Annotated in this window: 20 protein-coding genes and 2 pseudogenes; 10 read left to right on the top strand and 12 right to left on the bottom strand. The window is 61.6% G+C overall.

Features of this window, described 5'->3' with window-relative positions; genetic code table 11:
• Positions 1-402: pseudogene (locus WNY61_RS16845) on the bottom strand (IS6 family transposase); the annotation flags it as partial.
• Positions 403-463: 61 nt separating this feature from the next.
• On the opposite strand from WNY61_RS16845, the pseudogene WNY61_RS16840 reads away from it, so the two are divergent.
• A pseudogene (locus WNY61_RS16840) lies at positions 464-646 on the top strand (IS6 family transposase); the annotation flags it as partial.
• A 97-nt stretch (positions 647-743) separates the two neighbouring features.
• Here WNY61_RS16840 and WNY61_RS16835 read toward each other — a convergent pair.
• A complete protein-coding gene (locus WNY61_RS16835) occupies positions 744-1,217 on the bottom strand; it encodes an A24 family peptidase (protein ID WP_342852602.1) in 474 nt (157 codons plus the stop codon).
• A gap of 179 nt (positions 1,218-1,396) precedes the next feature.
• On the opposite strand from WNY61_RS16835, the gene WNY61_RS16830 reads away from it, so the two are divergent.
• A complete protein-coding gene (locus WNY61_RS16830; RefSeq protein WP_342852601.1) occupies positions 1,397-3,022 on the top strand; it encodes a DUF4331 domain-containing protein in 1,626 nt (541 codons plus the stop codon).
• A gap of 24 nt (positions 3,023-3,046) precedes the next feature.
• Positions 3,047-3,244: a hypothetical protein gene (locus tag WNY61_RS16825; protein ID WP_342852600.1), complete on the top strand. Its 198-nt coding sequence runs from the start codon at positions 3,047-3,049 to the stop codon at positions 3,242-3,244.
• An 86-nt stretch (positions 3,245-3,330) separates the two neighbouring features.
• Here the strand turns inward: WNY61_RS16825 and WNY61_RS16820 are convergent, their stop codons facing one another.
• Genes WNY61_RS16820 through WNY61_RS16810 form a run of 3 tightly spaced genes read right to left on the bottom strand, consistent with a single transcriptional unit; the run spans position 3,331 to position 5,857 of the window.
• Complete coding sequence (locus WNY61_RS16820) at positions 3,331-4,200, bottom strand: type II secretion system protein GspK (protein ID WP_342852599.1); 870 nt, start codon at positions 4,198-4,200, stop codon at positions 3,331-3,333.
• Entirely contained in the window at positions 4,197-4,724 is a 528-nt protein-coding gene (locus WNY61_RS16815) for a type II secretion system protein GspJ (RefSeq protein ID WP_342852598.1), read from the bottom strand. Before WNY61_RS16815 ends, WNY61_RS16820 begins: the two co-directional genes overlap by 4 nt.
• Positions 4,721-5,857, bottom strand: coding sequence for a hypothetical protein (locus WNY61_RS16810; protein ID WP_342852597.1), 1,137 nt, complete (start codon positions 5,855-5,857; stop codon positions 4,721-4,723). Before WNY61_RS16810 ends, WNY61_RS16815 begins: the two co-directional genes overlap by 4 nt.
• Here WNY61_RS16810 and WNY61_RS16805 point away from each other — a divergent pair.
• Entirely contained in the window at positions 5,845-6,510 is a 666-nt protein-coding gene (locus tag WNY61_RS16805) for a hypothetical protein (RefSeq protein ID WP_342852596.1), read from the top strand. The two genes, WNY61_RS16810 and WNY61_RS16805, sit on opposite strands and share 13 nt — an antisense overlap.
• Here WNY61_RS16805 and gspF read toward each other — a convergent pair.
• The 4 genes from gspF to gspL are packed head-to-tail and all read right to left on the bottom strand — an operon-like array spanning position 6,507 to position 10,850.
• Positions 6,507-7,718, bottom strand: a complete 1,212-nt coding sequence (gene gspF, locus WNY61_RS16800; RefSeq protein WP_342852595.1) for a type II secretion system inner membrane protein GspF — start codon at positions 7,716-7,718, stop codon at positions 6,507-6,509. The two genes, WNY61_RS16805 and gspF, sit on opposite strands and share 4 nt — an antisense overlap.
• The gene (locus WNY61_RS16795) at positions 7,718-9,244 is read right to left on the bottom strand and encodes an ATPase, T2SS/T4P/T4SS family (RefSeq protein WP_342852594.1); all 1,527 of its coding nucleotides are present in this window, start codon (positions 9,242-9,244) and stop codon (positions 7,718-7,720) included. The genes gspF and WNY61_RS16795 overlap by 1 nt, the downstream gene beginning before the upstream one ends.
• Complete coding sequence (gene gspM, locus WNY61_RS16790) at positions 9,241-9,696, bottom strand: type II secretion system protein GspM (protein WP_342852593.1); 456 nt, start codon at positions 9,694-9,696, stop codon at positions 9,241-9,243. Before gspM ends, WNY61_RS16795 begins: the two co-directional genes overlap by 4 nt.
• The gene (gene gspL / locus WNY61_RS16785; protein WP_342852592.1) at positions 9,693-10,850 is read right to left on the bottom strand and encodes a type II secretion system protein GspL; all 1,158 of its coding nucleotides are present in this window, start codon (positions 10,848-10,850) and stop codon (positions 9,693-9,695) included. The genes gspM and gspL overlap by 4 nt, the downstream gene beginning before the upstream one ends.
• Before the next feature lie 76 nt (positions 10,851-10,926).
• On the opposite strand from gspL, the gene gspG reads away from it, so the two are divergent.
• The 5 genes from gspG to gspD are packed head-to-tail and all read left to right on the top strand — an operon-like array spanning position 10,927 to position 15,083.
• The gene (gspG, locus tag WNY61_RS16780; RefSeq protein ID WP_342852591.1) at positions 10,927-11,424 is read left to right on the top strand and encodes a type II secretion system major pseudopilin GspG; all 498 of its coding nucleotides are present in this window, start codon (positions 10,927-10,929) and stop codon (positions 11,422-11,424) included.
• Positions 11,421-11,915, top strand: a complete 495-nt coding sequence (locus WNY61_RS16775; protein WP_342852590.1) for a prepilin-type N-terminal cleavage/methylation domain-containing protein — start codon at positions 11,421-11,423, stop codon at positions 11,913-11,915. Before gspG ends, WNY61_RS16775 begins: the two co-directional genes overlap by 4 nt.
• Positions 11,912-12,274: a type II secretion system minor pseudopilin GspI gene (gene gspI, locus WNY61_RS16770; RefSeq protein ID WP_342852589.1), complete on the top strand. Its 363-nt coding sequence runs from the start codon at positions 11,912-11,914 to the stop codon at positions 12,272-12,274. The genes WNY61_RS16775 and gspI overlap by 4 nt, the downstream gene beginning before the upstream one ends.
• Entirely contained in the window at positions 12,271-13,146 is an 876-nt protein-coding gene (locus WNY61_RS16765; protein WP_342852588.1) for a type II secretion system protein N, read from the top strand. Before gspI ends, WNY61_RS16765 begins: the two co-directional genes overlap by 4 nt.
• Complete coding sequence (gene gspD, locus WNY61_RS16760) at positions 13,143-15,083, top strand: type II secretion system secretin GspD (RefSeq protein ID WP_342852587.1); 1,941 nt, start codon at positions 13,143-13,145, stop codon at positions 15,081-15,083. The genes WNY61_RS16765 and gspD overlap by 4 nt, the downstream gene beginning before the upstream one ends.
• 213 nt (positions 15,084-15,296) lie before the next feature.
• On the opposite strand, the gene WNY61_RS16755 is transcribed toward gspD, so the two are convergent.
• Genes WNY61_RS16755 through WNY61_RS16745 form a run of 3 tightly spaced genes read right to left on the bottom strand, consistent with a single transcriptional unit; the run spans position 15,297 to position 18,305 of the window.
• Positions 15,297-16,301 (bottom strand): ABC transporter substrate-binding protein, encoded by a 1,005-nt coding sequence (locus tag WNY61_RS16755; protein WP_342852586.1) that lies wholly within the window; start codon positions 16,299-16,301, stop codon positions 15,297-15,299.
• Positions 16,280-17,644, bottom strand: coding sequence for a sensor histidine kinase (locus WNY61_RS16750; protein ID WP_342852585.1), 1,365 nt, complete (start codon positions 17,642-17,644; stop codon positions 16,280-16,282). The genes WNY61_RS16755 and WNY61_RS16750 overlap by 22 nt, the downstream gene beginning before the upstream one ends.
• Positions 17,637-18,305 carry a response regulator transcription factor gene (locus WNY61_RS16745; RefSeq protein ID WP_342852584.1) on the bottom strand — a complete coding sequence of 223 codons (669 nt, stop codon included), beginning with the start codon at positions 18,303-18,305 and terminating at the stop codon, positions 17,637-17,639. The genes WNY61_RS16750 and WNY61_RS16745 overlap by 8 nt, the downstream gene beginning before the upstream one ends.
• Positions 18,306-18,412: 107 nt before the next feature.
• On the opposite strand from WNY61_RS16745, the gene WNY61_RS16740 reads away from it, so the two are divergent.
• Positions 18,413-19,396, top strand: a complete 984-nt coding sequence (locus WNY61_RS16740) for a tripartite tricarboxylate transporter substrate-binding protein (protein WP_342852583.1) — start codon at positions 18,413-18,415, stop codon at positions 19,394-19,396.
• Positions 19,397-19,402 lie beyond the last annotated feature (6 nt).

Below are 19,402 nucleotides of genomic sequence, written 5' to 3'. Positions count from 1 at the left end.
TGATCCTTTTGGGCACGAATCCCCAACGTTTCATCAGCTTGACCAAAAGCCGCTTTGCTGCGCGCTTGTCTCGCCTCGATTGTAGGATTTCCTCAAGGACCATGCCGTGATGATCGACCGCGCGCCACAGCCAGTATGACCGGCCCGCTATCTTCACGACGACTTCGTCTAAGTGCCAGACATCGCCGGGGCGCGGCTGCCGTCGCCGTAGAACGTGGGCAATCAGGGGGCCGAACTTGACGCTCCAGCGCCGGATAGTTTCGTACGAACGTCCACGCCACGTTCCAGCATCAGCTCCTCTACCTCCCGCAGGCTCAAGTTGAACCGGACGTAGAGCCAGACAACATGAGCGATGATCTGAGGCGGAAACCGGTGGCGTCTGTAGCTGATCTTTGTCTGCATCGACACCGCCTACGCCCAGATCAATGAACCAGCAACCACAGGTCCGTTAACGTGACAACACCGAGAGAAGATATTCGGCCGGTTCAAGTCACATCGGCAGGCTCAGAGGTTTCTATCCGCTCACGATCAGATCAACCTGATTTTCCGACCCGGCCGATTTCAACTCACCGCAAACTCATATCGCCACGCCCGAGCTGACGCGTTCAGCCTCTGGGCAGAATACACCATCGTGATGGTGGCGTAATTTACAGACCGGTAACACCCTACGACACGCGGCCAACAACTTGGCAATGCCGGCCCACATCATGCGGTGGGATGCTAAATATTATAGATACGGCGAATTAGATCGCTTCGACCCTAGCTATCCACAAAATAAGAAACGCTGCCGCAAGCCAAGGGCCAAATGCCAACTGCTCCGTCCGCTTGTTCTGCTTAATCAATGCGAAACCCAAAGCCCCAAGCGCCGAGATCAGTACGACCATCGGCAAGGCTTCAAGTCCGAGCCAAGCGCCAGCGGCGGCCACTAGTTTGGCATCACCGAGCCCAAGCCCTTCTTGTCCTCGTAGTTTGAAAAACAAGCCACCGAGGGCCCAGAAGGCCAGATAGCCAACAATCGCTCCCCAAATCTCACCTGTAGGCACCGCGGCTTGAACATAGGCATTCAAAACCAGCCCCATCACGATGAGCGGCAAGGTATATCGGTCCGGAAGACGTTTCTCGCGCAGATCGACCCGGACCAGCAGACCCAGAAAGACGGCTAAGATGGTCGTGCTCGCAACGAACAAGTCAGGCGGCATATCTGGAGTCAAAGGCATCTCGCAGCCTTACAAATCATCCTGTCACCCGATAAATGATATTTTTTCACCAACTGTGAAACCTTTCTTAACGCGCCACGTGACTGCAGTAATGCGGGTACTGAGTTGCATTTTCTCAACATTCGCAGGGAAAGAAAAACGACGATTACGTCAAAAAAATGCCAACTTGGGAGAGACTAATGACTATTTCCGTTCGTACCCTGCTGCACGGGAGCTGCGCCAGCGCATTGTGCCTGACGGCAACCCTCGCGTCAGCATCGTCACACCGCGAAGCGCCCGGCATCACCGAGCAGCCAAAGATCGACGCCACCGATTTTTACATGTTCAAAAGCTACGAGGCAGGTCGCGGCGACTATGTCACGTTGATTGCAAACTATCAGCCTTTGCAAGCGCCCTATGGCGGTCCGAATTATTTCACGATGGACCCCGATGCGATCTATGAAATTCATGTCAGCAATGACGCTGATGCCGAAGAAGAGATCACCTTTCAGTTCCAGTTCGACAACAATCTGAAAGACGGCACCGGCATCCAGCTCGACATTAACGGCGAAATGGTTGGCATTCCGCTGCGCACAGCCGGGCAAATTACCGCAGCCAGCCCGATGGCTGCTTTGGGAGAGACCGAAAGCTACGGCGTGACCATGATTACCGGCGACCGTCGCAGCGGCGATCGTGCGGCTTTGACCCATGCTGGCGGCGCGATCTTTACCAAGCCGCTCGACAATGTCGGGAACAAAACTCTGCCCGACTACGAAGCCTATGCTGACGCCTATGTCTACGACAACGTTGAGATTCCCGGCTGTGGCACCGGTCGTGTCTTTGCAGGCCAGCGCGAAGAAGCCTTTGCCGTGAACCTCGGTGAGATCTTTGACCTTGTGAACCTCGTGCCTGTCCAAGGTCCGGACAACCCGATGTGGCCCCAGTACAATGATCCGAATTTCAATGCGAATGGCATTATGCAAGACCGCGCCAATGACGACCTGATCGGCAAGGCCAACGTGACCACGCTGGCATTGGAAATCCCGATTGAATGTCTGACCCAAGGTGATGAGGCCGTGATCGGCGCTTGGACCACCGCCAGCCTGCCGCAGGGTGAGCTTGAGGACCCATCGCCCAGCTATGAGCAGACGTCGCTTTATGGCGGTGCCTGGGTGCAGCAATCGCGCCTGTCCAACCCACTGGTTAACGAAGTCGTCATCGGTCTGGCCGACAAAGACCTGTTCAACGCCGCCGAGCCGACAATCGACGAAGCACTGGCGGTCTATGTGACCAACCCGACGTTGCCCGCGCTGATCGACATCCTGTTCCGGGATGCGCTTGGTGCAAGTAGCAACATCGCACCGTCGAACTTCCCGCGTAACGACCTTGTTACGGCCTTCCTCAGTGGCTTTCCGGGTGTGAACCAGCCTGCAGGCTTTGACGCGTCAACCGATCTGTCTGAAATGCTGCGCCTGAACACCACCTTCCCGGCAACTGCACGGGATGATCAGCACACCTTTGGCTTGCTTGCCGAAGATCTTGGTGGTTTCCCGAACGGCCGCCGCCCCGGCGATGACACGGTCGACCTTGCCCTGCGCGTCATGATGGGCCGTTTGTGCCACAACGTGCCACTGGGTCAGGAAGTTAGCGGCGACCCGTCTGCTGAGGACAGCATCAACCTCGGTCTTTGTGGTGATGGTGACCCAAGCGAAACAGCACCTGCTGGTCTTGTGCCACTGACTGATGGCGCGCCGTTGCGTGCCACCGAACTGCAAGACGAGTTCCCCTATCTGAACACACCGATTGCCGGTTCGCCTAACAACTAAACGCAAAGGAAGAGGAGAATTCCAATGTTAAAGAATATCTCGATCCTGGTGCTTCTGGGCGGCGTTCTTGTCGCCTGTGGCAGTAGCGGTGCCGTAAACGGTATCGCTGCACTTGGGGCGGATTTTGTCCGCGCCTTTAACCAAGACCCTAATGATGAGCCTATTTCCCTTGCCGGGGTAAGCTTGCCTAAGTTCCCAACCCGTGAGCCGTTCAACCCGTAAGGGTCCGGCAAGCGCTAGGTAGCTTGATGAAATTTTAAGCGCGGCCTCCGGAAACGGGGGCCGCGTTTTTCGTGGCGTGGATGCCGTTAGGGCCGAAAGGGCGGCGGTGCAGGCAGAGGGTCCGCGTCCACACCGTGAGACGAGAAACTGCGTGCGATCACGCGGACTTCTTTTTGTCCCAGCACAGTGCGGCGCAACAGCCGTGAGGTCAGGGAAACGGCAAGGCCATCCACTTCGGCGCGGCTTTCCACGTCATAAACGACAGAGGTAAAGCCGATGCCGTTCAGGGCGACGATCCCGGCGTCCGTAAGGTCACCTTTGGTTAGGAACCCAGCCACCTCGCGCCGTTTGACAAGCTGACGCGCAGCACTGGGCGATCCCAGCATTACGGCAATCACGACTTCGCTGGCGGTATTCACGTTCACATCTCCGGTCTGCGGCAGCAGGCTGACATAGGGGGCAAGTGCGGCGCGGGTCGGCGCATCCAGTGCTTCGATCTCGGCCAGATCGCGCACCGGGCCGCGACGGATCAGATGGTCATTGATATCAAGCGCCACCCGGTCTGGCAGCTCCAGCACCGTAATCAGCCGGGCCAGCGTTTGCTGTTGCAATAGACGGCCTGCCGCCAAAGCATTGAGATCAAACCGCGCTTGCGCATCACTTACCGTGACCGAAAAACTGCCGGTTTCCAGTTGAACCTCTTCCTGCGCAGCAAGCGCCCAAGCTTCCTCCATATGGTCGGTCTCGGGTGCCACCTCCATGTCGCGGCGCAGTGCTGCGACCAACGACGCTTCTGCGCCAAGCGCCAGCGCCTCGGCCTGGGTGGCAGCGGCGGCCCGGCGGGTGCGGTCCATCAGGTTTTCCTGCGAGGTGAACATCAACACGACAATGGCCGCGCCAAGGGCCAGCGCCACTAGTACGTTGATCAAGATCACCCCGTCCTCACGCGCCCTCATTTCGGCACCGTCTGACTAAGTGGCACCAGCCGGCGCAGCGTGCCCGCACCGGCGATCTCCAGCGTCATGTCCACGGCAGACGCCGCCCCATCACTGGCGGGATCAGGCCAGATGTCATGCCAAGTCCGCTCGCTGTCCAGCACCCGGAAGGTCAGTGTATCGACCTCTTCCACAAGGGTCTGCGTCAACCCGGGTTCTGCATTTGGCGTGCCTGACTGGCGGTGCAGGGCCCCTTCGCTGCGCAGGTATCGGCGCAGGGTGCGCCCGTCTTGCAACGTGGCCGACAGCACACCTTCTTCAAGCGTGAAGGCCTGCGGGTCGGCCTCGATCATGTCGCGACCAAAGATCATCAACGCACGGTCGAGCCGGGCCAGATGCTCCAGCCGCCCGTCGGTTTGCGCGCGCACCCGCAGGATCGTGTCCAGCGTGGTAAAGGCGGCAAGACCGACCATGGCGAAAAGGCTCAGCGCCACCAGCATCTCGACCAGCGTCACCCCGGCCATGCGGTCACGCTGCGGGGTCATGCCCCGGTCGAGCCAATCAGGTTGTTGGCACCATTGGTCACGCTAAGGATCGCCAGACCGCGGCTGCACTGCCCGTCTTTTTGGAATCGGTAAGGGCCAACCACGCCGTCAAAGCCAGCCTCACGGAGCAGTCCCTTGCGGTCTTGCTGAGCGATCCGGCCAAGGATGCGGGCCATTTCCACAGCATCAAAGGCCAACCCTGCCAGTACGCCGGGGTCGGCTTCGCTGACCTGCGCAAAGGCGGTAGCGAAGGCTTCAAATCCCACAGGGTCGGGAGCGGTGAACCAGCCGTCTTGCAGCGCCGCGATGCGGTAGGGGGTGATCGAGGCCCATTGCTCTGAGCCCAGCAGTTGCACCCCGCTCGGTTTGATCGCAGCGGCCTGTTCCTCGAAGGGCCCACCAACCACTGGCAGGTAGACTGCATCGGGCAGCGCGCCGCCATTTGCCGCGCGGATCTGATCCATCAGTCCGGCGGCTGAGGCCGCGACAACGGGGGCGGGCATTTGGATCCCGACGCTGGCCGCCATCGCCTGTGCGGCCTGTGCCGACAGGGCACCGAAAGCGCCGGGCGGGACCACAGTAACAACGCTCCGTTTGCCGCGCGTGGCAGCAAACCCAAGGATCGACTTGGCCGATTGCTGCGGGGTGATGCCAAAGACAAACAAGTTGCCGCCCGCGATCGAGCTGTCATTCGACAAGGACACAACCGGCACATCAACCGCGGCTGACACGGCGCGGCTTTGCCCTGAAAACAGCGGTCCGAGGAACATCCGCGCACCGCCTGCCAGCGCCGTCTTGGCCGCCGCGACTGCCGAAGCGTCACTGTCGCCTGCGTCAATCACCGCCACCTCTGCGCCCGCTGCTGTGGAATTGCCGCCAAGGCTTGCGGCGGCCAGCATGATCTGACCTAATGAGGCACGCGGCCCGCTAAGCGGCGCCAGCAGAACCGCCTGACCCACCGCATTCGCTGGCGGCAGCTTGTCGCCCCCCGTCAGAGACAGCCCGCCGCAACCCGACAGACTAAAGAGCGCCGATGACCCACCAAGACCCATCAACAGACGCCGCCGTGTCAGAGCCACACCGGCCCCGCAAATCGCGGTTTCGGTCGATTGTTTCGCTCGTGCTTTTGGCATCTTTTGCGTTCCTTATCTATTTGGCTGCATTGATCGTCACCCTGCCGGCCACCGCGCTGCACCGCGTCGCGGTAGTCCCTGCACAGATTACTGACCTGTATGGCAGCCTGTGGAAAGGCCGCGCGGTGCTTAGCGGTGGATATTCGCTGGATTGGGAGGTCCGGGGCCGGTCCTTGCTGTTGGCACGCGGCGTGGTCGATTGGACACTGCAGGGCAACGACACCCAATTGGCCGGGGTCGCGAGTGCCACGCCTTGGGCGTTTGAAGCCCGAACGGTCGTGGGCCGTGCCGGGCCGGGACTTTTGGCCCTTGTCCCTGAGTTTGCACTGAAGAACTGCACCTCCCGCGCTGTGGTCGATGTGCAGACCCTGCGCTGGCAAGAAGGCCGTGCGGCGGCAGCAGGGGTTGTCTCAGTCGAAGCTGGCAGCTGCGAAGACCTGCTTGGCCGCGCAGCGACGATCCCGCAGACGACGCTTGATCTGACCACCCAAGGCAGCGACGCTCGCGGCCTGTTGCGTGATCGTGACAGCGTGCTGGCCGAATTCACCGTGACCGGCGACCGCCGCCTGATCGCTCGGGTCGAACCCGAAGGGGCGGTCTTGGTGCCCGGCATGCCAACAGGCGGCCCGATCATCATCGAATATCCCTTCTAATTTACAAGATTGTTCAGGTTCACGATCGGCAGCAGGATCGACAGCACCAATAGCATCACGATCCCGCCCATGATCAGCAGTACCGCAGGCTCGACCAGCGCCACCAGTGCTGCGACCAGCGCGTTAAGGTCGCGTTCTTGGTCATCGGCAGCGCGGGTTAGGGTCGCCCCCAACACGCCGCCCGCCTCACCGCTGGCAACCATGGCAATGAGCATGGGCGGGAAAACCTTGGCCTCTTCAAGCGCCTGAGACAGGGCCACACCTTCGCGCACCCGGGCCGTCGCTTGCGTGACCTTGGCGCGAATATGCAGGTTCGGCACCGTCTGAGCCGCCGCGGCCAGTGCATCGACCAAAGGTACGCGGCTTACCGTTAGGGTCGCCAAGGTGCCGGCAAACTGTACCGCGTTGGTCTTGAGCGAAAACCCTCGCGTTAGCATCGAGCGTGAGAGAAAGCGATGCCAGCGCAGCCGGATCGCCGGTTGCCGCAGAAGGCTGGCAGCCCCAATCCCAAGGGCCACGAGCCCACCAAATACCACAAGCCCCCAAGCATTGATAAAATCGCTGACAGAGATCAGCGACCGGGTCAGGAACGGCAGTTCCGCCCCGCGCGATGTAAAGACGCGCACGATGTCGGGCACGACGAAAGTCAGCAAGGCCACGATCACCGCAAGCGACACCACCGCGAGGATCGCGGGATAAAGCAGCGCCAGTTGCACCGTCTGGCGGTTCTTGGCACGGGTCTCCACAAAACTCGACAGATGCTCCATCACCTGCCCCAATTGTCCCGAAGTTTCCCCCGCTGCCACCGAGGCGCGGTAGAAATCGCCAAAGACGGTCGGGTAATCACCAAGCGCTTGGGCAAAGCTGCGCCCCTCTAACACCGAGGCGCGCAGGTTAAGCAGCAGCGAGGTCACCGCCGGTTTGGCACTTTGATCCGCCACGGTTTTCAGCGCCTGTTCCACCCCGATGCCCGATCCGACAAGAGTGGCTAACTGCCGGGTTAGCAGCGTCAGCGCCCGGCGCGGGATGCGCGGCTTGCCAAAGCCTGAGGGTTTGGCGGTCTTGACCTGTTTCGTCGGCTCGACAGAAAGCGGCGCGAGGTTGCGCTGGCGCAGGCTGCGGCGTGCGGCGGCGGCACTGGCGGCCTCGATGATCCCTTTGGCGGATTTGCCCGCCGGGGTCAGGGCTTCATAGGCAAATGCGGGCATCAGTCCGCCTCCGGCGCGGGCGCTTCTTCAGGAGCGGGCGGGGGAAGGGCCGCGCCTTCGTGGATCGCGCGGGCCACTTCTTGCGCGGTGGTTTGCCCGCTACGCATCTTGGCAACCCCGTCTTCCAGAATGCCCGGGCCCCGCGCCCGCGCCGCCGCGATCAGGCTGGCTTCGGATTGGCCTTCATGCATCATCCGCTCAAGGTCACCATCGACTTCGATGATCTCGTACAGCGGCAAACGCCCGCGGTGCCCGCTGTTCTGGCAATGGTCGCACCCCATGCCGCGCTGTACTATTTCCCCGGGCTTGATCTTGCTCGCCAACAGGTCACTCTCGGCTTGAGTGATGGTATGATCCGCTAAACAATCCGGACAATTGCGCCGCACCAGACGCTGGGCGATTAACCCGCGCAGCATCGGAGCCAGCAAGAACCGTTCGACTCCCATCTCCACCAGCCGCGACACCGCGCCGATGGCTGTATTGGTGTGCAGGGTCGAAATCACCAAATGCCCGGTCATCGCCGATTCCACCGCAATCTGCGCGGTTTCACGGTCGCGGATTTCGCCCACCATGATGACATCCGGATCCTGCCGCAGGATCGCGCGTAGCCCGCGGGCAAAGCTGAGGTCAGTCTTGGCATTAACCTGCATCTGGCCAACGCCATCCATCGTGTATTCGATCGGGTCCTCGACCGTCATGATATTCCGCTGGCGGTCGTTCAGCATGTCGAGCCCGGCATAGAGCGTGGTGGTTTTGCCCGAGCCAGTCGGGCCGGTCACCAGCACCATGCCGTCGGGCAGGGCAAGGATGCGTTTCAACACGGTATTGTCGCGCGGCGACAGCCCAAGATGGTCGATGCCGCGCAGCGTCTGGCCACGGTCCAAGAGGCGCAACACCACCCGCTCGCCGAATTGCGACGGGATCGTCGAAATCCGCACGTCGAGGTCATAGCCCCCGACCCGCAGCGACACCCGCCCGTCTTGCGGCAGGCGCTTTTCAGCGATGTCGAGTTTGCCCATGACCTTAATCCGGCTCACCAGCAACGGCGCCAAGGCACGCTTTGGGCTGATCACTTCGCGCAGGATGCCGTCGATGCGAAAGCGCACCAGCAGGCGGCGCTCTTCGGTCTCGATATGCACATCCGACGCGCCTTCCTTGACCGCCTCCAGCAGCAGCGCATTGATCAACCGCACCACCGGCGCGTCGTCGTTTTGTGCCAAAAGGTCGTCGATCGAGGCTGCGGTATCTGCAAGCGTGACCAGATCATCGTCCGCATCGGCGGCCACCTGCGCGGCCTCAGACGCGGAATCGCGATATAGCGTGCCAAGCGCCGCCTCGAACTCCGCAGCTCCAATTTCTTCAAAGACCAAGGTGGAGCCGCAGACCCGCTGCGCTTCGATCAGCGCCTCTAGCGGGGCGTCGCTTCGATGTTGGCATGTAGGACCGTCTGCGCCCGGCGTGACGACGACGCCCTGACTTTGGGCAAAACCATAGGCGAGCCGGGGCAGGGGAAGTGCTTCCGTCATTCCAGACCTCCCAACAGTAGCCGGGCCGAGATCACACCGGGCGCGGGGCGGCGGTCGACTTCGAGCGCTTGCAGAGTGACGTCATGCTGCTCTTCGAGATCGGACAGCCAGAGCAGCAGGGTGGCGAAAGGGGTGTCGTCGAGCGTCACGCGTATGCCCTCGCTTTCGGGCTCGATCCGGCGCAGGGTCAGTTGCGCGGCACTGGCAGAGCTTGTGATCCGGGTGGCGAGTGGTGTGTCATTGACCGGCGCTATCGGCGCGATCTCGGCCCGCGCGGCCAGGGCTGCGGTGTCCTGCACCAGGCGGTAGGCCGCGATATCGGCGCGCGCTTGCGCCGCACCAGACTGCAAAGGCAGCCAAGCAAACTGATAGAGCGCGACCAGCAAAGCCAGCGGGACCACAAGGGCGACGAGATATTTTTCGCGCCTGCTGAGACGATCAAAGCCTTTCATCCGCCCGCTCCTCCGGTGATGCGCATTTCCACTTCCGCGCCGCCATTACCGGCGGTGGCCGCGCCGCTGCGCACGGCGAAACCTGCCGATTCAAGATCTTGCTCGATGCGTTGCAAGTCTTCCAGCCCGGGGCTCTGCATCAGCACCACCAGCGTATTGTCGCGGCGACCCCAAGACAGACGGCGGAAACCAACGGTGGCAGAGTTCTGAGCCAAAGTTCCAGCGACCTCGTTCAGCAGCGGCAAAAAAGGACCACGACCCGCATCGCTCGGGGTCGGGGTGAGACGCGCGAGGATCGGTCCGACATCGCCGGTAAGCGGCACGCCTGGCAGCACGCCTGCAATCGCAGCTTCGGCCGCGATGCGCTCCTGTTGCGCGATGCGCTTGAGGGCTGCAGTGTCAAAGGCAGTCAGGCCGAGATGGATCAACAAGGCCGCGCCGGCGGCCGCCGCTGCCCACCGCCATGCTGCAAACCCTTCGGTCCCTGCCGCAGCCGGTCTGGCAAAACTGAAGGCAATGTCGCGCGGGTCTGGCGGCGGCGGTGCCGCGGAGAGGTCCTCGGCCGGGAGGGCATCCCCCAGTGTCCCGGCGAGGGCGTATAGCTTGGGGTGACCAGCACGGGCCCAAAGCGAGGGCAGCATCGCCGCGCGGAGGGCAAAGCCGATGCCGTCCGAGGCGCGCACCACTGCACGGTCTCCTTCGCGCCAGACCGACCATGCCGGGCCGCCTTCCGGATCAGGACGCGGGATCATCAAGAATTCAGGCAGATAGGGGGCATCGGCGGAAGCGATCTCGGCCATCACTTCTTGCGACAGGACAAAGGCCAGCAGCCGGCCCGGATCGGCGCTGTCCAGCGGGCCTTGGACCACCTGCACGGACTGGATTGGTGCCGCGATACGGTCTTCGACGGCAAAGGTCAGTAACGCGCGGCGTTGGCGCGCGGTGGCCCGGGGCACATCGACCAGAAAGCTGCCGACATGTTCGGCGGCCACCAGCCTCGCGGGTAGATCATTCACCTTTGGGCAATAGGTGTCAGCCCGAGCCATCAGACCAGAAGAGGCAGAGGGCAAGCGGTTTTTCAACGCGTTGGCATCGCGCAGGTCTATGGGCCGCTCTGAAGCGACTGAAACCGGCGTAATACTCTGATTAGTCACGTAAAATTACCTTTTCATCCATCCCACTTTTACCATAGTATAGTCAAAACCACGCGACAGATAGGGAAACAGTTTCATGGGTCATTGGAAAAATCCGCGGCGCGCCTTTCTGCGCGCCCGTCCGGCCCGCCCAAAGCTGCGCGACCGTGAAGCAGGGGTGACCCTGATCGAGATGATGGTGGTGCTGGTCATCATCGCGTTGGTGGCTGCGATCATCGTGCCCAACGTCATTGGCCGCCCTGATGAGGCGCGGATGACTGTGGCGCAATCTGACATTCGTGCGGTCAGTTCGGCGCTTGAGCTGTACCGGCTCGACAACCGCACCTATCCCACTACGGCGCAGGGGCTGGCGGCGCTGGCCGTGCGCCCGACCTCACCGCCCGAACCGCGCAATTGGGTGGCCGGTGGCTATCTAACTGCCGTGCCGGTCGATCCTTGGGGCAATGATTACCTCTATGCCTCACCGGGCCAGACCGGTGGCTTTGACCTGATGTCGCTGGGCGCGGATGGCGCACCGGGGGGCGAGGGTGTCGATGCCGACATCGCCCATGGGCAGTTGCAGGCCAACAGGTGACCCACGCCCCCGCCCACTCCGCAGCATGGGGCCGAGTGCCAGATGCCGGCGTGACGCTGGTGGAGGTGCTCGTTGTCCTTGCGCTGATCGGTATTCTGGCCGGGGTGGTGGGGCTGAGCTTTGGGTCCGGCCCGCGTGGCGATGTGGCAGGACAGGAGGCCGATTTGCTGGTAGCGCGGCTCAACCGCGCGGCGGATGAGGTGATGCTGACCGGGGTGCCGATGGGCTTTGTCTGGGCGGCAGAGGGCTATCGTTTTGATCTGTATGATGGCGAGAGATGGCAGCCCCATGACTTGCCGGTTCTTGCTGCCCCGCATCTGCTGGGTGGCGCGACCCGGATCACCGACGCCGCGGGTGCTATGGTGCTGTCGCGCGACATGGACCCCGGTGCCGCTGGGCCGCTGACGCTCGAATTGTTGTCGGGGGCTGGCCCTGCGGAGGTGATCCGATTTGACGGTCTCAACGCTGCGCGGTTGGAGGGGACGCCATGACCCGGCAGGCGGACGCAGGCTTCACTTTGATCGAGGCTCTGGTGGCCATGGCGGTGCTGGCGCTCGGCGCGGTATCTCTGCTCTCGGCCAGTGAGGGGCATACCCGGCGCATCACCGATCTATCCGATCGCGTCGCCGCCCGATGGGCCGCAGAATACCGTCTGTCGGAACTGCGCGCCGGGCTGCCGACAGAAGCCTCCGCGCTGGAGATATACGGCATCGACTTTGACGTAACCGTGGTCCGCCGACCCACCGAAGACCCGGCGGTCGAGGCCGTGTCCCTGCGCAGCGCGCCTGTGGGGACGGACCAGCCGCTTTACGTATTAGATGGCTACCTCGATATAGGAGCGCCATCATGAGGACGATAGCGCCCCTTGGCCGATGGCTGCGCCTTGCCGTGATCCTTGGCGCTTTGGGCAGTGTTGCTGTGGCCGGGGCGGATGTGACATGGCGGGTCATGGGGCATGACCGGGTGATGCCGCCCGTCGCAGCGCTCCGCGCGCCGGTCGAAACGCAAGCCGCCCCCACCGATCTTGGCCCTGCATTGATGCTCGCGCCCTTCGGTGCCGCCGAGGTACCGGTTGCTGAGGTTGAGGTGGCCGATGCGCCGCTGAACCTGGTCCTTTTGGGGGTGATCGTACGTGATGACCCCAGCCGCTCGCTGGCCCTGCTACGTTCGGACCAATCGGAGGGCAATTACCGCATCGGCGAAGAAGTGGCGCCGGGCGCTACGCTCACCGCCATCGCGCAAGACCGTGTGACCCTTTCAAAGGACGGCGCCGACATTCTGCTTTATTTCGCGGGCGCCGAAGCCGCCCCAGATGCCGAAGCCGTGCCCACCGGGGCAGAGCGGCTAATGGCGCTGATCACCTCGGGGCAGGGTGGGTCGATCAGCGAACAGGTGGACGCCGCTTCCCGGGCCGAACCGGTGACCACGCAGGACTATATTGACATGTGGCGTAAGCGCATCATCGCCAACCCCGCTGAGGTGCTCGACACGATTGGTTTGGTGCCCGGCGAAAAAGGCTATACCATCGCTGAAAAGCACGACGTGGGTGTGAACCGCGCTGGATTGAGGGCAGGAGACATCGTGACAAGTGTGAACGGGCAAAATGTCGGCAATGTGGATAAGGATCGCGTGCTTTACGATGTAATCGCGGAATCTGGCCTTGCCCGCATCGAAGTGGAAAGGGATGGCCGCACAATCGTGATGTCGTTCCCGCTTCAGTGACGCGTCCGCTGAACTTCTTTGCCGCCTTGGTGCTGGGGCTGCTGACCCTGTTGCCCGCCCCATCGCGCGCACAGGAGACCTTTGTCATCAACCTGCGCGATGCGGATATCTCCCTTTTGGTCGAACAGATTTCCGAGATTACCGGCCGCACCTTGGTGCTGGACCCGGGCCTTGTGGGCGAGGTAACGGTCGTTTCTGCCGAGGCCCTCGACAGTGAGGGAGTCTGGTCGCTTTTCCAATCAATTCTGCGCGTGCGTGGCTTTGTGGCTGTACAGGCCGGTTCGATCTGGCAGGTGGTGCCCGAGGCCGAGGCCCGTACCGCAAGCGGTCCCGATCTGGGCGAGGCCGACAACGCTGGCAGTCAGGACTTCGTGACCGAGATGCTGCGGCTCAACCGCCTGCCTTCGGTCGAAGCTGTCCGGGTGCTGCGGCCTCTGGTGGCGGATTCAGGCTATATCGAAGCGGTGGAAGACCCCAACGGCGTGGTCATCACCGACACCCGTGCCAATGTGGACCGGATCATGGCCATCGCGCGCAGCTTTGACGGCGACGCGCTGGTGCGCTCCGAAGTGCTGCGGTTTCGCAGTGCCGATGCGGCCACCGTGGGCAATGCCATTCTTGAAGTGCTGGGCCCCGCAGGCACCGGCGCGCGGCTCTCCGTCGATCCCGGCTCGAACCTTTTGCTGGTTCGGGGTACGCCCGACGATATTTCCGAAATCCGCAGCCTTGCCATTGCGATGGACGTGGCCCCGCGCCGCGACCCGCGCGAGGCTGTGGCCACGACGGTCTTCAACCTGCAATACGGTGACGCACAGGTGATTGTCGACATCATCAAAGGCACCGTGGGCGAAGCCACCGACATCACGAATGTCGTGGCCGCCGATGTCGGTGCGGCACCAGAAGGTGAAGAGGGTGCCTTCGTCCCGCTTAGCCGCGTTGTGGCGCCGGATGCGGTTAATATCACGGCCTCGGTGGCCACCAATTCTATCATCGTGCGCGGTACTGCGGCGCAGGTTCAAGAAATCGGCCAACTGGTTCACGCACTCGACGTGCGCCGCCCTCAAGTCATGATCGAAGCTGCCATCGTCGAGGTCTCGGGCGAGGTGGCCGAACGGCTTGGCGCGCAACTTGGGTTAGGCCCAAACATTCCGAATGGCGCCATCGCTGCAACGAACTTCTCCAATGGTGGCGGGGTCTCTTTGGGCTCCGTGCTGTCTGCGGTCGGCGTGCCTGCTGGGTCTGCGCTGTCCACCGGTCTGACACTGGGCGCAGGCGGCAATGACTTCGGCATCCTCGTGCAAGCGCTTTCGCAATCGACCAGTGCGCGGCTCTTGTCCACGCCCTCTGTCACCACGCTCGACAACGAGCCGGCGACCATTGTCGTGGGCCAGAACGTGCCCTTCCGCACCGGTAGCTTTGCCACCGATGGCAATACCGTTACCCCCTTCACCACGATCGAGCGGCGTGATGTGGGCATTACTATGAACGTGGTCCCGCGGATCACCGCTGGCGGCGTGGTGCAGCTGGTGATCGAACAGGAGATCTCGAGCTTGACCAACGCCAATGTCGAAGGGGCCGCCGATCTGGTTACAAACCGACGCGTTATCAACACCACCGTTATGGCCGACAACCGAGGCACCGTGGTACTGGGCGGGCTGATCACCGACGACCGGATCAACGGCAGCAGCAAGGTGCCAGGGCTTGGCGATCTGCCGGTTGTGGGCGAACTGTTCAAGACTCGTAATGGGCGCAACACGCAACGCACGCTCTTTGTCTTCCTGCGTCCCACCATTCTGCGCAGCCGCGAAGACATCTCGGCAGCGTCGGCGAACCGCTACAACAAGCTGAGGTCTGCGGATTCAACACCGCAGCCCAAGACTGTGCTGAAACAGCAGCAGGTGAAGCAACTGCCGTTGGAAATTCAGGGGTTGTATTGAGTAATATCAACCGATGCTGACGCGCCGGATTTGAAAGACATCTCTGTCCGCTGGCCGACACGAAAGCCGCCAAACTTGCCGATGCTTAGATTGCCGGTCGCGTAAATTGCGCCGCCGGAGGACTCTCTGGTCAGGAGGAAATCGCCGTGCTGTAAGAAATGGCTTCGGTCCAAAAGGCCGCGCTAGCCGGGGATCTGATAGGAACGAGGCACCCTACTTCTGTATCAGCGCGTTTTCCCATTCGGCGAGAAAACGGGTTCGTTTTAACTTATCTAGATAGGTCATCAGTGCGGGTTCCAAGGCTATGGTGCCCCGGATGGCCCCTTTTTCGCTGCCTTGGAGCGGCGGTAGGGCAGGCGCGTCTTCGGTTTCGGTCGATTGATAGGCCACCAGATGCGCAAGGAAGCGCCGCGCCGCCTCTGGGCTCTTCGTTTGACGAGAGACTAAGGCCGTACGCATCATCGTGGTCGGAAAATCAGACGGCATGACGATCTCGATATGGTCTTGATACTTGGCCCGTGCCGCGGCGTAGCTTCCCAGCACGTTATAGGCGACGACAATCCGGCCTTCAGTCAGATCGCTGATCATCTCACCTGAGCAGCAATAGAGCTGCGCATTTAGGCTACCGATGACTTCCATCAGCCGCCAGAAAGTCTCGGAGGCGCGAGAATCCTGGGTGGCAAAGAGATAGCCAAGCCCCGACTGACGCACATCATAGGTGCCGACCCGGCCGCGAAACACTTCCGGTCGGGCACGCAGCGCTTCGATCAACGCCTGACGCGAGCGGGGGATCGGCTGGCCTTCGAAAGCCGCGCGGTTAAGCACGATGACCGCAGGCTCTGAAGTGAAGGCAAACAGGCTTTGGCGCCACTGTGCCCAGCTGGGATGCGCAATGTCATCAAGCCGAAGAGCATATCCGTCGTTGGTCAGCTTGAGCTGCAGGTCCATTGCGCTTGAAATTGCGATGTCAAAGCTTTGCGGAGCGTCGCGGAACCGCTGATCGAGATCCGTGGTTCCGGTCACCAGATATTCAACGGATACATCCGGCTCTGTTGCGGTAAAGGCGTCGATCAGCGGGGCAAAAAAGGCCGTGTCGGTGCTAGAAATGATGCGTAGAGATGTGCGGCCCTCGGGGTTGAAGACACGCCGGTCCTCCCAGTTTTGCGCGGCCGCGGGGGACGTCAGAAGGGTAAGTATCAGAACGACAAGGTAACGCATGCGCCGCCCTCCGGATGGTTGTGCAATACAATGGCGCCGCCGTGTGCTGTGGCGACATCTAAAGCGATGGTCAGCCCAAGGCCCGAGCCGATGGTCTGTGCCGCGTTTCGGCCGCGCTTAAACCGGCTGGTCAGGGTTGCAATCTCATCAGTGGGGAAACCTGGTCCGTGGTCGCGGATGGTGACCTGCGGGTGTGGGGCCGCGTTAACGACGATCTCCATGATGCTCTCGGCGGGGCCGTATTTCATCGCATTGTCGATCAGGTTGCGCAGGGCGTTCTGGATTAAGATCTGGTCCCCGGTCATCTGCACCCTCGGGTCGCCTTCAACCTGGAGGCTGAGGTCACGCATGTCAGCAATCGGCGCCATCCGCTCGGTCAATTCGCGTACAAGGACTGCAAGGTCGAGTTCATCGCGCTCCAGATGGTCGGCACGAAAGGTGATCATCGCATGATCCAATAACTGTCCTGCTGCGCGCGAGCTTTCGTCGATCGCCTTGATCATAGCGCGTACCGCCTCGCGGTTCTCCTCTTTTTCGACGCGTTGCAATGTCGCTTCGGCACGAGAGCGGACTGTGGCGAGCGGCGTGCGGACGCGGTGCGCGGCTTCGGCGATGAAATCCTCGGATTGACTGAGAGTTTGGTCGAGGCGGCCCATAAGAGAATTGAGCGACGTCACCAGAGGGGCCATTTCCTGCGGCACAGCACTTTGGAAGGGCCGCAGGTCCTGCGGGCCCCGTCGGGTGACGGAGGCTGTCAGTCTCGACAGGGGTCCGATGGTCGCCTTGGTGGCTCCGAGCGAGAGCAGCGCGGCCAGCAGAAAGAACCCGCCGCCAAATAGCGCTGCATCACGCGAAATCCGGTCAAGGGTCTCGGAAAGGGCATCCTGGGTTTGTGCCAAGAGCAGCTGAATGTCCCGGCGCCCCTCGGTCCCGATGATGGTGCGGCTGGCCTCGATGATACGCACCGGTGCGCCTTGTAGATGTCCCGCGCGGAAATCCGGTCCAAGATCGACCCCCTCTTCCGCAAGCTTTAGGTCGGCATAGCCCGACAGAAACTGACCGTCTTGAAAGACCGCATAGAACAGCCGGTCATCGGCGGGGGTACTTAGCATGGAAAAGGCGGCATAGGGAATATCTACCTGTACGCTCCCATCACGGATCGCGGCCGAATCGAGGATCGAGGTGGCCGAAGCCAGCAAAATATTGTCCTGCCCCTCCTGCGCCACCTGGATGGCATGGCTGCGTACCGCCAGTACCAGCAAGAGCGCCAGCAATGCCGCCCCGCCAAGGAGGGTGAGCACCAGCCGATTGCGCAGCGATCCTGAGACCCGGGCGTTATTCATTCTGGTCCAGCCGATAGCCAAGACCGCGCATCGTGGTGATGGTGAGATCCGAGTGTTCCAGATGCTTGCGCAGCCGCCCAACATAGACCTCGATCGCGTTTTCCGAGACATCGTTTTCGTAGGAAAACAGCCTGTCCGCCAGCTTTTGCTTGGAAAAGACCTGCCCCCGGGCGTTCAAGAACAGCTCCAGCAGGCGCAACTCGCGGTTGCGCAGAGTGACCGGCGTGCCGCGCACCGAAAGCGACCCTGCGACCGGGTCAAAGACGATGCCACCAAGCTCGACCCGGGTCTTTGAACTGCCAGATCTGCGGCGGAGAACTGCCCGGCAACGGGCTTCAAGCTCGGCGTGGTCAAAGGGTTTGGTCAGGTAGTCATCCGCGCCCAGATCGAGCGAACCGACGCGATCTGAGACTTGGCTGCGGGCAGTCAGCACAATGACCGGCGTGTCCAAGCCACGGGCGCGCTGCTGCTTGAGAAAGTCCCGTCCGTCCCCGTCAGGTAGCATGATGTCGAGCAAAATAAGGTCATACTCTCCGGTAGAGACAAAGGCCGAGGCATCGTCGAGTTTTTCTGCGTGATCAATGACATGACCGTCGAGCCTCAGGCGTGACACGACCGCTTGAGCGAGATCCGGATTGTCTTCAACCAGCAAGAATTTCATGCAACGTCGCCCATTTTTTGTACCGTGACAGGTCTGTGTCAGCTTCACGTGGTTATTTCCCCGCCAACTGATCCGCTGGACGGACGGTTGTCAAATGGGAGGATAACATGACGACATTCACACTGGGCCGCCGCGCCCTTATCGCCGCCATCGCCGCTATGGGCATCGCTGGGCCTGCTGCTGCAGATGGTCACCAGATGCTCGACAGCATCCACTTTCTCATTCCCGGCGGCGCCGGCGGCGGCTGGGACGGCACCGCGCGGGGCACCGGCGAAGCGTTGACCAAATCCGGTCTGGTCGGCACCGCGTCTTACGAAAACATGTCAGGTGGCGGCGGCGGCAAGGCCATCGGCTATCTGATCGAGAACGCCGAAAGCAGCCACAACACGCTGATGGTCAATTCCACTCCGATCATTATCCGCTCGTTGACCGGCGTGTTCCCGCAGAACTTCCGCGACCTGACCTTGGTGGCTGGCACGATCGGCGATTATGCTGCCATCGTGGTCGGCAAGGACAGCCCGGTCAATTCGATGGAAGATCTGCTGGCGGCCTATGACGAAGACCCCAGCAACACCGCCATCGGCGGCGGCTCGGTGCCCGGAGGCATGGACCATCTGGTCGCGGCCATGGTGATGGAAGCGGCAGGCAAAGATGCGCTCGGGGTGAAATACATCCCCTATGACGCGGGCGGCAAGGCCATGGCGGCGCTGCTCTCAGGCGAGATCGCGGCGCTTTCCACAGGTTTCTCCGAAGCGGTGGATCTGGCCGAAGCCGGTGAGGTGAAGATCATCGGTGTGACCTCAGAAGAGCGCATCCCCGCCGCACCCGACGCTATGACCATGATGGAGCAGGGCATCGACACCAGCTTCGTCAACTGGCGCGGTTTCTTTGGGGCCCCCGGTTTGCCTGAGGCAGAAAAGGCCAAGTACCAAGAAGCCATTGCCAAAATGTATGACACTCCCGAATGGGAAGAAGTGCGTGCACGCAACGGTTGGGTCAACATCCACAACTCCGGCGACGATTTTCAGGCTTTCCTTGAAAAGCAGGAAAAGGAAATCGGCGACCTGATGAAGAAGCTCGGCTTCCTTTAATAAAAA

It is taken from the genome of Sulfitobacter sp. AS92, from assembly GCF_038900015.1.
In the GTDB taxonomy this organism is placed as follows: Bacteria; Pseudomonadota; Alphaproteobacteria; order Rhodobacterales; family Rhodobacteraceae; genus Sulfitobacter.
The sequence above is the reverse complement of the archived record's forward strand: the minus strand, read 5'-3'. Positions and strand labels throughout refer to the sequence as shown.